At 72.1% G+C, this 12,277-nt stretch carries 13 protein-coding genes; 5 read left to right on the forward strand and 8 right to left on the reverse strand.

Annotated elements, in window-relative coordinates:
• Positions 1 to 2,495, forward strand: a 2,495-nt coding sequence (locus tag AB0C28_RS39975; RefSeq protein ID WP_358080521.1) for a CARDB domain-containing protein, incomplete at its 5' end; no start/stop codon positions are given.
• Between the two features lie 25 nt (positions 2,496 to 2,520).
• On the opposite strand, the gene AB0C28_RS39980 is transcribed toward AB0C28_RS39975, so the two are convergent.
• The 3 genes from AB0C28_RS39980 to AB0C28_RS39990 all read right to left on the reverse strand — a co-directional run bounded on the left by AB0C28_RS39980 (position 2,521) and on the right by AB0C28_RS39990 (position 4,792).
• A complete protein-coding gene (locus AB0C28_RS39980; protein ID WP_358080523.1) occupies positions 2,521 to 3,636 on the reverse strand; it encodes an FAD-dependent oxidoreductase in 1,116 nt (371 codons plus the stop codon).
• The gene (locus AB0C28_RS39985; RefSeq protein ID WP_358080525.1) at positions 3,633 to 3,995 is read right to left on the reverse strand and encodes a hypothetical protein; all 363 of its coding nucleotides are present in this window, start codon (positions 3,993 to 3,995) and stop codon (positions 3,633 to 3,635) included. Before AB0C28_RS39985 ends, AB0C28_RS39980 begins: the two co-directional genes overlap by 4 nt.
• 170 nt (positions 3,996 to 4,165) lie before the next feature.
• The gene (locus AB0C28_RS39990; RefSeq protein ID WP_358080527.1) at positions 4,166 to 4,792 is read right to left on the reverse strand and encodes a TetR/AcrR family transcriptional regulator; all 627 of its coding nucleotides are present in this window, start codon (positions 4,790 to 4,792) and stop codon (positions 4,166 to 4,168) included.
• 282 nt (positions 4,793 to 5,074) lie between these two features.
• On the opposite strand from AB0C28_RS39990, the gene AB0C28_RS39995 reads away from it, so the two are divergent.
• Entirely contained in the window at positions 5,075 to 6,058 is a 984-nt protein-coding gene (locus AB0C28_RS39995) for an FAD-dependent monooxygenase (RefSeq protein WP_358080716.1), read from the forward strand.
• Positions 6,059 to 6,202: 144 nt separating this feature from the next.
• Here AB0C28_RS39995 and AB0C28_RS40000 read toward each other — a convergent pair whose 3' ends face one another.
• The 3 genes from AB0C28_RS40000 to AB0C28_RS40010 all read right to left on the reverse strand — a co-directional run bounded on the left by AB0C28_RS40000 (position 6,203) and on the right by AB0C28_RS40010 (position 8,187).
• Positions 6,203 to 6,799, reverse strand: a complete 597-nt coding sequence (locus AB0C28_RS40000; protein WP_358080529.1) for a hypothetical protein — start codon at positions 6,797 to 6,799, stop codon at positions 6,203 to 6,205.
• A gap of 62 nt (positions 6,800 to 6,861) precedes the next feature.
• Positions 6,862 to 7,116, reverse strand: coding sequence for a hypothetical protein (locus AB0C28_RS40005; protein WP_357850228.1), 255 nt, complete (start codon positions 7,114 to 7,116; stop codon positions 6,862 to 6,864).
• 123 nt (positions 7,117 to 7,239) lie between these two features.
• Positions 7,240 to 8,187, reverse strand: coding sequence for an arginase family protein (locus AB0C28_RS40010; RefSeq protein WP_358080531.1), 948 nt, complete (start codon positions 8,185 to 8,187; stop codon positions 7,240 to 7,242).
• 336 nt (positions 8,188 to 8,523) lie between these two features.
• Here AB0C28_RS40010 and AB0C28_RS40015 point away from each other — a divergent pair, with 336 nt between their 5' ends.
• Both AB0C28_RS40015 and AB0C28_RS40020 read left to right on the forward strand, forming a co-directional pair.
• Positions 8,524 to 9,141 carry an ATP-binding protein gene (locus AB0C28_RS40015; RefSeq protein ID WP_357850222.1) on the forward strand — a complete coding sequence of 206 codons (618 nt, stop codon included), beginning with the start codon at positions 8,524 to 8,526 and terminating at the stop codon, positions 9,139 to 9,141.
• Positions 9,134 to 9,346, forward strand: coding sequence for a hypothetical protein (locus AB0C28_RS40020; protein WP_358080533.1), 213 nt, complete (start codon positions 9,134 to 9,136; stop codon positions 9,344 to 9,346). The genes AB0C28_RS40015 and AB0C28_RS40020 overlap by 8 nt, the downstream gene beginning before the upstream one ends.
• Before the next feature lie 145 nt (positions 9,347 to 9,491).
• Here AB0C28_RS40020 and AB0C28_RS40025 read toward each other — a convergent pair whose 3' ends face one another.
• Positions 9,492 to 10,199, reverse strand: coding sequence for a cache domain-containing protein (locus AB0C28_RS40025; RefSeq protein ID WP_357850216.1), 708 nt, complete (start codon positions 10,197 to 10,199; stop codon positions 9,492 to 9,494).
• Positions 10,200 to 10,209: 10 nt separating this feature from the next.
• Positions 10,210 to 10,950: an FCD domain-containing protein gene (locus AB0C28_RS40030; RefSeq protein ID WP_357850213.1), complete on the reverse strand. Its 741-nt coding sequence runs from the start codon at positions 10,948 to 10,950 to the stop codon at positions 10,210 to 10,212.
• Positions 10,951 to 11,037: 87 nt separating this feature from the next.
• On the opposite strand from AB0C28_RS40030, the gene AB0C28_RS40035 reads away from it, so the two are divergent.
• Positions 11,038 to 12,252, forward strand: a complete 1,215-nt coding sequence (locus tag AB0C28_RS40035; protein WP_358080535.1) for a (Fe-S)-binding protein — start codon at positions 11,038 to 11,040, stop codon at positions 12,250 to 12,252.
• Positions 12,253 to 12,277 lie beyond the last annotated feature (25 nt).

The raw sequence follows: 12,277 nt of genomic DNA on the forward strand, positions 1-12,277 counted from the left end.
CCGACGTCCGCCTGCAGTTCACCGCCAACACCGGCGCCCCAGGCGGCCAGGTCGCCGAGTTCCAGATCTTCGGCACCCCGGCACCCAACCCCGACTTCACGGTGACGGCGCTCAGCTGGACGCCCGCCGCGCCGACCGCGACGACCGCGATCACGCTGTCGGGCACGGTCAGGAACGCCGGCACCGCCGCCTCCGCCGCCACCTCGCTCGCCTTCTACGCCGCAGGCGCCAAGGTCGGCACCGCCGACGTCGCGGCGCTGGCCGCCGGAGCCGCCACGACCGTGTCGGCGAACATCGGGACCAGGAGCGCGGGCACGTACCAGCTCGAAGCCAGGGTGGACGAGCAGAACGCGGTCCCCGAGCAGAACGAGGCCAACAACGGTCACACCGCGCCATCACCCCTGGTCGTCGCCGACGCGCCCGGCCCCGACCTGCAGATCCTCGGCCTGACCGCCACGCCGCCGAACCCCGCCGCCGGCACCCGCGTCACCTTCACCGTGGCCGTCAGGAACCGCGGCACCACCACGACCGGCGCCACCACGGTCACCCGGGTCGCGATCGGGGGCACCACGCTCGACACCCAGACCTCGCCCATCGCCGCGGGCGCGACGGCGAACGTGGCCGTGAGCGGCGGCTGGACCGCCACCAGCGGTGGCGCCACCGCCGTCGCCACCGCGGACGCGACCGGTGTCGTGGCCGAGACCGACGAGGGCAACAACACGTTCTCGCAGCCGATCACCGTCGGCCGCGGCGCCTCGCTGCCGTACGTCGAGTACGAGGCGGAAGCGGCCTCCTACCAGGGCACCCTGCTGCAGTCGGACCCGCTGCGCACGTTCGGGCACACCAACTTCGCCACCGAGTCCTCCGGCCGCAAGTCGGTCCGGCTGAACTCGACCGGCCAGTACGTCGAGTTCACCTCCGTGAACCAGGCCAACTCGATCGTGGTGCGCAACTCCATCCCGGACGCGCCGGGCGGCGGCGGCATGGAGGCCACGATCAGCCTGTACGCCGACGGCGCCTTCGTACGGAAACTCACCCTCTCCTCCAAGCACAGCTGGCTATACGGCACCAGCGACGACCCGGAGGCGCTGACCAACACCCCGCAGGCCGACGCGCGCAGGCTGTTCGACGAGTCGCACGCGCTGCTGTCGCGCTCGTACCCGGCCGGCACCAAGTTCCGCCTCCAGCGCGACGCCGGCGACGACGCCGCGTTCTACATCATCGACCTGATCGACCTGGAGCAGGTCGCGCCCGCGGCGGGCAAGTCGGCCGAGTGCACCTCCATCACCGACTACGGCGCCGTCCCCGACGACGGCGGGGACGACACGGACGCGATCCAGCGGGCCGTCACCGACGACCAGAACGGCGTCATCGCCTGCGTGTGGATCCCGCCGGGTCAGTGGCGGCAGGAGAAGAAGATCCTCACCGACGACCCGCTGAACCGCGGCCAGTACAACCAGGTCGGCATCAGGAACGTGACGATCCGCGGCGCGGGCATGTGGCACTCGCAGTTCTACACCCTGACCGAGCCGCACCTGGCCACGGGCGGCATCAACCATCCGCACGAGGGCAACTTCGGCTTCGACATCGACGACAACGTGCAGATCTCCGACGTGGCCATCTTCGGCTCCGGCCGGATCCGCGGCGGCCCCGGCGGCGCCGAGGGCGGCGTCGGGCTGAACGGCCGCTTCGGCCGGAACACGAAGATCAGCAATGTCTGGATCGAGCACGCCAACGTGGGCGTCTGGGTCGGCCGCGACTACGACAACATCCCCGAGCTGTGGGGGCCGGCCGACGGGCTGCAGTTCAGCGGCATGCGCATCCGCGACACCTACGCCGACGGCATCAACTTCAGCAACGGGACGCGGAACTCGCGCGTGTTCAACTCCAGCTTCCGCACCACCGGGGACGACTCGCTGGCCGTCTGGGCCAACCCGTTCGTCAAGGACCCGTCGGTGGACATCGCCCACGACAACACGTTCGTCAACAACACCGTCCAGCTCCCGTGGCGGGCCAACGGCATCGCGATCTACGGCGGCTACGGCAACAAGATCGAGAACAATCTGGTGTACGACACCATGAACTACCCCGGCATCATGCTCGCCACCGACCACAACCCGCTGCCCTTCTCCGGCCAGACGCTGATCGCCGGCAACGCGCTGTACCGCTGCGGCGGCGTCTTCTGGGGCGAGGCGCAGAAGTTCGGCGCCATCACCCTGTTCGCCCAGAATCGCGACATCACCGGCGTGACCATCCGCGACACCGAAATCTCCGACTCGACCTATGACGGCATCCAGTTCAAGGCGGGCGGTGGCAACATGCCCGGCGTCGTCATCACGAACGTCCGCATCGACAAGTCCAACAACGGCGCGGGCATCCTGGCCCACGGCGGCGCCCGGGGCAGCGCGACCCTGAGCGGCGTCACCATCACGAACTCGGCGACCGGCGACATCGTCAGGGAACCGGGCACCGGCTTCGTGATCACGGGCGTATAGCGCACCCCAGGGCCGGGGCGGGCCGTCACCGCCCCGGCCAGTACGGGTCGAACAGCCGGGCCCGGGCGGCGGAGGAGCCGGAGGCGTCCAGAACGGCGTTGGCCGCCATGCGCCCGGCCTCGTTCGCGCCCTCCATCGTGGCCAGGTTGATGCTGTTGCGGACGTAGTCGGCGGCCAGGAAGAGGTTGGGGATGGCGGTGGTGGCGCCCGGCCGGTCCGCCCAGGAGGAGGGCGCGTTGATGAGCAGCGGCTCGTCGTTGGCCACCGCCGGCGTACCCTCGCCGGTGATCGCCGGGTCGACGAACCAGGACCGTACGATCGAGTCGGGCAGCAGCGCCGCGCCGCCGGGCAGCGCCGAACGCACCTGGGCCAGCACCTCCTGCACGATCTGCGGCCGGGTGCACTGCTTGGCCGTCTTGCCGAACAGGATGCCCGGCGTGTTCCAGTCCGACAGGTCGAGCGACAGGCAGTCCGTGACGGTGCCGTCGCCGTAGCGCGCCGCGAGGTCCCCGGTCCAGAACTGGGCCTGGCTGATCGAGGTGAGCGCCCACGGGGTGGCCGCGTAGATGAGGTGACCGTTCGCGATCGGACGGGGCTCCTTCAGGTAGATCATGACCCCGTTCATCCAGTCCGTCTCCAGCCGGTCCAGCCGGGCCAGCGCGGGGTCGGCGGACTTCATCGCGGGCGTCAGCAGCGGCCGCAGCCGCTCGACCGGGAGCGCGGCCACGTAGTGGTCGGCGCTCACCGTGCCGGTGGCGCCGCTGGGATCGGTCAGCCGTACGCCGGTGATCCGGCCGCCGGAGTAGTCGAAGCCGGTCGCGGTCCAGCCGACCTCGAACCGCACCCCGAGGCCGGTCAGGTGGTCGATCCAGGGCGTGATCCACACGTCGTTGGAGGGGCCGTTGAGCACCTGGTCGGGCGGCCCGTACGGGCCGAGGCCGAGCGCGCTGTAGACGAGCGCCTCGAACATCAGCCCCATCGTGCGGGTGTTGGCCTTGTCCGGCTGGGCCGCCACCAGGGACGCGGTGAACAGGTGCACGAGCAGCTCGCGGTATTCCTGCGACATGGAGCTGGCCTTGATGAAGTCGGCGAAGCCCATGTTCTCCCACTGGCCGAGCCGCCGGCGCGGCCCGCTCGTCACGAAGGTGACCAGTTTGGCGACGAAGAACTCGATCTGCGCAGCGGGACCGTGCTGACGGCGGTGACGGCGCTGCGCAGGTAGTCCCTGATCGCCTCGGGGGTGAGGGTCCCGCCGATGCTGCCCGGCACCGGGACGCGTAACTCCTTCCCCTTGTACGCGATCGCCTCCAAGCTCGCCGGGACCAGGTTGTCGCGTACGGTGCCGGTGCCGGCCGGGATGCGGCTCATGGTGTCGGGCAGGTTCTGGTAGAAGCCGGGGAAGAAGCGGAAGCCGTGCTCGCCGGGCAGGTCCTGCCCGCCGCCCTCGCGAGCGACGGCGCCTTGCGGCCGCTCGCCGCCTCGGCCGGTGTGGCGCCCCACAGGGAGCCGGCCGCCGTGGCGATCGCACCCGTGACGAAGCCCCTGCGCCCGATCCCGTTCTCTCGCTGGTCCACGGCGAACCTCCTGCCTAACCGACACTGCTGTTGGTTCAGTTAGGCCGAACGATGAAGGCATGCCTCACTTCTGTCAATACGCGAACGTGCGCGGGCTCAGCGGGCGCCGGTTTCCGGCAGTGTGGACAGCCCGTTCCACAGCACCAGCATGGCGGCCTCGACGAGCCGGTCACGTGACATCGTCGGGTGCCTGGCCCACCACTGGGCCAGGCCGTCGGTGCCCGAGATCAGCAGCTCGACCACCGCCTGCGCGGCCTCGGTCTCGGGATCGAGCCCCAGGCGGCGCAGGTCGGGCCCGAGCATCGCGGCCACCGAGCGGGTGCGGGTCTCCCTGATGCCCCAGCGCACAACCTTGATCTCGGGGTCGTCCTCGTCGGTGTGGTCGAACAGCAGCCGGCGCGCGCCCGGGTTGGCCTCGGTGAAGCTGAAGTACGCGTCGAGCGTGGCGCGCAGCCGCCGCTCCGGCGAGCCCGAGCCGGTGATCCGGCCGCCGACGTGCTCGACCAGCCGGGCGTTCTGCTCCTGGAGCACCGTGATGAGCAGCACCCGCTTGGACGGGAAGTGGTCGTAGAGCACCGACCGCGTCACCCCTGCCGCGACCGCGATCTCCTCCATCGCCGTGGCGTGGTAGCCGCGCGCGGCGAAGACCTCCAGGGCCGCCTCGACGATCCGGCTCCGGCGGGCCGAGCCCGGCATGCGCTTCCTCGGCTCCTTGGTGGCCATGCCGAGCACCCTACCGTCCGGCGTTGACGCGGCGGCCCCGGCCGCTTACCGTCTTTCTTAACCGACACATGAGTCGGTTAGCGCCGGTGGGAGGTCTGATGACCGAGCAGGCTGACGTCGTCGTCGCCGGGGCGCGCTGCGCGGGGTCGGCCACGGCCGCCACCCTCGCCAGGGCGGGCCGGCTCGTGCACCCCGGTCGACGGGATCGGCCACGGCCTCTGCGTCCGGCGCGCCCCGCTGGACGCGGCGCTGGCCGAGACCGCCGCCGAGGCCGGGGCGCAGATCAGGCACGGGCACCGCGTCACCGGCCTGCTGTGGGAGCACGACCGCGTCGCAGGCGTGCGCGTCGAGGACCGCGACCGGCGCAGGGAGTACGAGATCCGCGCCCGCCTCGTCGTCGGCGCCGACGGCCGCCGCTCGACCGTCGCCCGCCTGGCCGGCGCTGAGCGCCCGCGCGTCTCCCACGCCCACGGGCGGGCCTGCTACTACGCCTACTACGAGGACCCGCGCGCGGAGTGGCGCGACACCGCCGCGATGTGGCTGACCGGCCGCGAACTGGGCAACGCCTTTCCCTGCGACGCGGGGCTGACGCTGGTCCTGCTGATGCCGCCGGTCGAGCGGGCGGCGGACTTTCGCGGGGACCTGGAGGCGGAGTTCGACCGTACGGTGGGTCTCGTCCCCGGGCTGGCCGAGCGGCTGGCGGGATGCGTGCGCGGCACGAAGATCGTCAGCTCGGCCGAGCACCCGTCGTACTTCCGCCGCTCGTCGGGCCCCGGCTGGGCGCTGGCCGGCGACGCCGGGCACTTCAAGGACCCGGTCACCGCGCAGGGCATCCGGGACGCCGTACGGTTCGGGCGGCTGCTCGGGGAGGCCGTCGCCGGCGTACTGGACGACCCCGCCGCGCTCGACCGGGCCACCCGCGCGTGGGAGCGCACGCGCGACGCGCAGTGCGTGCACACCTACCACTGGACGAACCTGCTCGGGCGCGGCGACGGCCTGGCCCACGTGCAGTTCGAGCTGCTCAGAGCGCTGACCAGCGACGAGGACGGCGTGCGCCGCGTCCTCGACACCTACTCCCGCCTGCGCGACCCACGCGCGACCCTCGCCCTGCCCGGCCTGCTCGGCGCCACCGCCCGCGCCCTGCGACACGGGGCCGGGCAGCGCGCGGCCATCGTGCGCGCGGCGGGTGCGGCGCTGGCCCAGCTCGCCGGCCATCGGCGCGAGGCCCGGCGCCTCCTGGCGGACCCACGGACGCCCGTGGCGTGAGCACCCGCGTCGAGGTCACCCTGACGATCAGCTCGCGATCAACTTGCGGTCACTTCGCGGTCATCGGCGGTCGCCTCGCGGCCGTTTGTGGTTGCCTCGCGGTCGGCGGTCGGCGGTCGGCGGTCGGCTTGCGGGCGTCCGAGGTCACTTCGCGGGGCGGATGCGGATGACGGCGGTCTTGCCGACTGCGCCGAGCACCTCCAGGCGCATCTTGTTGATGACCGTCTTCATCCCGACGGAGCAGTCCAGGATCACGTAACCGGGTGCGCCTTGCGACGGCCCCGTGATGGAGGCCGTGCAGCCGGTGCCTTTGGAGAAATTCGAGCTGGTCAGCGGTGCGAACATCGTCACCGTGCGGGAACTGACGCCGGTCACCTGGATCGGGCCGATGCCGTAGCGCGCCGGCAGCGGGATCTGGGCCTTGCGTTTCACCCGGATCTCGCACCTGCCGTCCGCGCACGAACGTCGATTGCCGCCGTCGGCCGCATCGGGCAGCTTCCGGCGGGGCGACGGGGTAGCGGACGCGGTGGTGGACGCGGTGGTGGAGGGCGTGCTGGACGCGGCGGGTGAGGTGGCGGGTGCTGTGGCGGGGGAACCGCCGGAGGACGTGGGGGAAGCGGTGGCGGGCGCACGGGACGCGGCGGCGTCGCCGGGTGCCGGCTCCTGCGCGGAGCACGACACGAGCGCGACGGCGGCGGCCGTACCGAGCAGAACGCGGGCCAGCGGGCGCGAGCGGTCCATACGGGCACTCAACCGCATCCGCACGGGGACCGGTCCCGATCGCGCGCCACTATCCAGGGCCGTCAGTCGCCCCCGCCGCCGCCACCCCCGCAGCCTCCGCCACCCCCGTCGCCGCCCCAGCCGCCACCCCCGTCGCCGCTGTCACTGCTGTGGCTGTGGTAGGAGCCGGGCATCCCTGATCCGTAGCGTGGAATACCGGGGTTGCCGGAGCCTCTGCGCAGGGCCGGCGAGCCGCTGAGCAGCGACCACACCGACCGTACGACGATGAGCGCGATCGCGATCATGAATACGGCTGCCACGATGGTTGAGAACGTCACAAGACTTCACCCCCGTGAGTCTGGAAATCTCCCGTTCTGCCCACGGTAGACAGGCACCCGCGCCCACGGGGCTTTTGAGCCTTCTGCTCGCGGTCACCGCCTCCGCCGCCGGAAGCGGCCCGCTCAGCCCGGCTGCCCGGCGGGGCGGCAGGCGTCGAGGAGGAACACGCACTCCATCGCGACCTGCGCGGCGAGACTGCCGGTCAGGCCCGCATGGTCGTGCGGCGGGCTCACGGTGTTGACGTCGAAGGCGGCGAAGTCGAGCCCGCGCAGCCCGCGCAGGATGCTCAGCCCCTCCCGCACCGTGATCCCGCCCCAGGAGGGGGTGACCACGCCGGGCGCCGCGGACGGGTCGAAGACGTCCATGTCCCAGCAGAGGTAGACGGGAACGCCGGCGAACCTGGCCCGGATCCGCTGGACCAGCGCGGGCACGCCCATGGCGGTGAACTCGTCCATGGTGACGACCTCGTAGCCGAGGTCCCTGGCCACGCCCACGATCCCGGGAGTGCCTCGGTGGTCGGTGTCGCGCATGCCCACGTGCAGCGACGCCGCCGGGTCGATCAGCCCCTCGGTCACGGCGTGCACGAACGTGTTGGCGTTGTTGTACTCGTAGGGGTAGATGCCGTCGTACGCGTCGGTGTGGGCGTCGAAGTGGAGTACGGCGAAGCCGTCCCGATGCCGTTTCAGCGCCCGGAGCTGGGGCAACGTGACCGCTCCGTCGCCGCCCAGGGTCAGCGGCACGGCGCCCGCCGCGAGGATCCGCGACACCCCGGCCTCGATGGCGGGAAAGCTCTGGCCGACGTCGCCCGGCCGTACGTCCACGTCACCCGCGTCGATCACGCCGAGCTCGCGCAGCAGGTTCGTGCCGAACCCGTCGAGGTGCTCGGCGACCAGGGCGGAGTGCGCCCGCACGTGCGCGGGGCCCGAGCGCGCGCCGATGCGGGTGGGGTGGTAGCCCATGTCGAACGGCACGCCCATCACCACGAGGCTGCTCGCGGACAGGTCCTGACCGGCGGGAACTCCGAACAGCGTGCCCACCGGCGAGACCGGCATGGCGTCCGTACGCGTCATTCCCGCATATTAACGATCATTTGCTCGGTTTTCGAGGCGGCCGCCACCGGTCCGGGATTGTGTCTCGACGCTCCAGGGGCGTCCGCCTACAGTGCGGGCATGCGGGTGTGCGCGCACTGGCTCGGCGAGGGCTTGCGGTGCCGGATTCCCCTGCGGCGGATCAGACGCGGCGGGCCGGGGGCCGCGGATCACGCAGCCGCGGATCGCGGGGGCCGGCGATCACGACGCTCCGTTCGCCCGCGACGGCGAACGGGCCGGATCGCCGGACGCACCTGGCGGCTCTCAATGCGAGGAGTGTCCTGTCCTACGAGAACCGGTTCCCAGAGGGGCGCGATCATGGAGACCCTTCCCCTGCTCAGCATGGGGTTCGACGGAGCTCGCCTGCAGGCCACGCGGCATGCCGTCTCCGGCCGGGCCCGGGGGCAGGGGCTGGCGGGCGAGCGGCTGGAGGACTTTCTCGCGGCGGTCAACGAGGGCGTGGTCAACGCCGTCCAGCACGGTGGCGGGCAGGGCAGGCTGCGCATGTGGCGGGTGGACGGCGCGCTGCTGTGCGAGGTCCGCGACACGGGGCCGGGCATCCCCGACCCCGTGCTCGACGCGGAGAGCCTGCCGCCGTGCGCGGCTCCCGGCGGCCGGGGGATCTGGCTGATGCGCCGCCTGAGCGACGAGGTGCGCTTCACCACCGGCCCCGGCGGGACGGTCGTCCGGCTGAGCATGCGGCTGCCGGCCGACGCGGAACCGGCCGCGGACCCTGGCGCCGATCCGGCCGCCGACTCAGCCCTCGGCCCGGTCGCCACAACAGCCGCCAATACAGTCGCTAATACAGGCACCAACACAGCCGCCGGAACGGTCGCGGAAACGTCCGTCGAAACAGCGGCGGCCGCTTCGGACGGCGATCTGCGGGCAGGTGCGGGTCATGAGCGCACAGGACGTAACCCCCGAAGACATGCCTGAAGCCGTGGGACGGGTCAACGGCGAGAGCGACACGATCGCCGAGCGCGCCGGCGTGCGGATCAGGCGGACACCCCGCCCGATCCCGTCGGAGCCGGTCGAGCCGCCGCCGGACCCGGAGCGCAAGGTCGAGGAGGAACGCCGGGAAGCGGCCGGAACCGCCGAAGGGGAGGAATCCGGCGCCGCCGAACCCGAGCCCACAGGCTGAGAATCCGCGGCGCCGGGACGCGGGCCCCGGGTGTGTGCGGGCCGAGCCTCGGGGCCGGCACACCTGTATCAAGGCCATGGCAGGCGGATGGGGCGGCCCGCCGCGTCCTTGTACCAGGGGACGAGCGCACCCGGGCCGAGCCCGGTCACAGGGAGCTGATCGCGCGGTCCCCGGTGGTCGTGACGATGCTCCACGGTGAGCCGGCCAGCGGGAGCCGGTGCGGGGCCGGCTGCGGGAGCAGGGAGCCGGCGGGCAGGCGGGGTGAGTTGGTCGCCACCACCCTGTCCTCGCCGTTCACCAGCGTGATCGTGGTCGGGCTCGCGGCCAGCACCCCGAGCAGCAGCGCCTCGAACGTGGCCGCCCGCACGTCGGCGCCCACCACGCCGAGGAAGCGGCCGTTCACCTCTGCGGGCGCGGTGAAGGTCAGCATGTACGTGTCGGTGCCGCCGTAGTCGACGTACGGGCCGACGATGTGGCGGCGGTGGGTGTGCTCAGGGACGGCGAACCATTCGGCGTGCGTGTAGTCGTAGAAGTCGAGGCTCTCCGGGTCGAGGTCGACGTCGAGGAAGGTCGGATCCTGCTCGGGCGGCGCCTGCCACCACTCCAGCCACCGCCGGCGGTCGGCCAGCACGCCGGGCGCGACGATGACGCCGGCCCCCGCGACCACGTCGTGCGCCCGGCTCAGGCAGGCGAAGATCTCGGGCCGGACCCCGGCCAGGTCGGCGCAGGCGAAGGAGCCGGAGGCGCGATAGCAGGCCACGACGCTGTCGAGGATGCGATCCAGCGAGTCGAAGATGTCCGCGACGATCGTGTGAACCCGGTCGGCCACCTGGTCGACGTGCCGATCGCTCATCGTTGCCTCCTCATTCGGATGCGACGAGCCGCCAATGGAACTCCATCAGACGCTCCGTCCCCTTGTCGAGGTGTTCCTCGGTGAGCGCCCTGGCCAGGAGCGGGTCGCGGGCCTCGATGGCGTCGACCACCCGGGTGTGGCTGCGCACGACGTCACGCGGATCGACGGCCTCGCCGTACGGGAGCCAGAGCAGCTCGCCCACCTCGGACTGGATGTCGATCTCGGCGCGGGTCAGCCGTACGGACTGGGCGGCGGCGGCGACCTCGATGTGGAAGCGGCCGTCGGCCCTGCGGCGCTCGCCCACGGAGCCGGCCGCGTCGAGGCGGCCGACGAGCTGGCGCAGGCGGGCGACGTTGTCGGCGGAGGCGCGCAGGGCGGCCAGCCGGGCGGCGGTGCCGGCGATGGCGCAGCGGTAGTCGCCGATCTCGCGCAGCTCGGACGTGCTGAGCTCGCGCAGGCGGCGCCGGAGCCGGGCCGTGGACGGGTCGGCGGGCGCGAGCACGAACGTGCCACCGCCGCGCCCCCTGCGCGTCTCGACCAGGCCGCGCTCGCGCAGGGCGGCCAGCGCCGCGCGCAACGTCACGGTGGAGACCTTGAGCGCGTTGGCCAGCTCCAGCTCGGCGGGGAGCTGGTCGCCGTCGGCGATGAGGCCGAGCGCGATGGCCTCGGCCAGCCGGCGCACCACCACCTCCACCCGGCCGGAACCGTCGTCGAGCGGGGCGAAGACGGCCGCCCTGGGAAGCTGACTCACGCGCTCCAGCATATTGCCTTTTGAAATATGAACTCATACTTTTAAGCGCAACCCGCACAGCGCGATCCCGCTTGCCTGGGAGGCCACATGCCGGATCCCGACGACAGGCCCGAGAAAGGGCCCGAGAAACGGTTCGCCGAGGAGTGGCGCGACGCCGCCTACAACTGCTTCTCCTCAGGCCACAAGTTCTGCCGCGAGGTCTGCCCCGTCATGCAGGTCACGCGGAACGAGTCCTGGAGCCCCACCGCCTTCCACGCCAACGTCGTGGCGATGGAGAAGGGTGAGCTGGAGGTCGCGGACGTCGCGGCCGACTACGTCAACTGCACCGGATGCGGCGCGTGCGAGGTGCGCTGCCCCAACTCGCTGTTCACCGGCGACTTCTACCGCTTCCGCACCCGTACGGTCGACCTGGTCAAGGCCGTGCGCGGGCTGGCCGTGGCGCAGGGCGTGCACCAGCCGGGCTGGCGGCGCTGGAACCTGCTGACCGAGGAGCGCCGGCACGAGCCGGTGCTCGACGGCACCCCCGTGGACCAGGCGCGGGTCCGCGACTGGGCCGAAGGGCTCGACCTGCCGTTCGGCGGGGAGAGCATCCTGTTCGTCGACTGCGAGGCGGCCTTCCACCGCACCTCGGTCCCGCGCTCGGTGGCCCGGATCCTCAGCCTGGCCGGCTACCCGTTCGGGCTGATGAACGAGCAGTGGTGCTGCGGCGGCCCGGCGGCCGAGATGGGGTACGAGGAGCAGGCCCGCCGCTTCGCCCGGCACAACCTGGACGACTGGCGGGCGGCCGGGGTGCGGCGGGTGCTGGTGCTCGACCCGCACGACTACATCACGTTCACCGAGGACTATCCCCGCTACTTCGGCGACGACTACGACATCGAGATCGTGCTGGTCGTGGAGCTGCTCGCGGAGCTGATCAGGGAGGGCAGGCTGACGCCGCACGTCCCGGTCGAGCGCACGGTGACCTACCACGACCCGTGCCGGCTCAACAAGCGCAAGGGCGTCTGGCGGGAGCCGAGGGAGATCCTGCGGGCGATCCCCGGGCTGACCTTCCACGACGTGGACCGGGTGTCGCAGTGGTCGTACTGCTCGGGCGGAGGCGGCGGGCTGCCCGTCGAGAAGCCGGAGCTGACCGCGAAGATCAGCGAGCAGCGGATCGGCAAGGCGGCCGAGCTGGGCGTGGACACGCTGGTCAGCGCCTGTCCGTGGTCGGAGCGGCCGCTGGCGGAGGCGGGCGGGGCGCGCTCGATCGACGTGGTGGATGTGCACGAGCTGCTGGCCGAGTCATTGGGGGTGGCCCCATGAGCGGTGGACGGGTGCCGGAGGTGGC

The sequence above is a fragment of the Nonomuraea sp. NPDC048892 genome (assembly GCF_040649735.1).
Classification (GTDB): domain Bacteria; phylum Actinomycetota; class Actinomycetes; order Streptosporangiales; family Streptosporangiaceae; genus Nonomuraea; species Nonomuraea maheshkhaliensis.

Bases quoted from the DNA above. Each gene is read 5' to 3' on its own strand.
- AB0C28_RS40000 (WP_358080529.1), bottom strand. From the start codon at position 6,799: ATGGACCGCTCGCGCCCGCTGGCCCGCGTTCTGCTCGGTACGGCCGCC.
- AB0C28_RS40025 (WP_357850216.1), bottom strand. From the start codon at position 10,199: ATGAGCGATCGGCACGTCGACCAGGTGGCCGACCGGGTTCACACGATC.
- AB0C28_RS40015 (WP_357850222.1), top strand. From the start codon at position 8,524: ATGGAGACCCTTCCCCTGCTCAGCATGGGGTTCGACGGAGCTCGCCTG.
- AB0C28_RS40035 (WP_358080535.1), top strand. From the start codon at position 11,038: ATGCCGGATCCCGACGACAGGCCCGAGAAAGGGCCCGAGAAACGGTTC.
- AB0C28_RS40020 (WP_358080533.1), top strand. From the start codon at position 9,134: ATGCCTGAAGCCGTGGGACGGGTCAACGGCGAGAGCGACACGATCGCC.
- AB0C28_RS39990 (WP_358080527.1), bottom strand. From the start codon at position 4,792: ATGGCCACCAAGGAGCCGAGGAAGCGCATGCCGGGCTCGGCCCGCCGG.
- AB0C28_RS40010 (WP_358080531.1), bottom strand. From the start codon at position 8,187: ATGACGCGTACGGACGCCATGCCGGTCTCGCCGGTGGGCACGCTGTTC.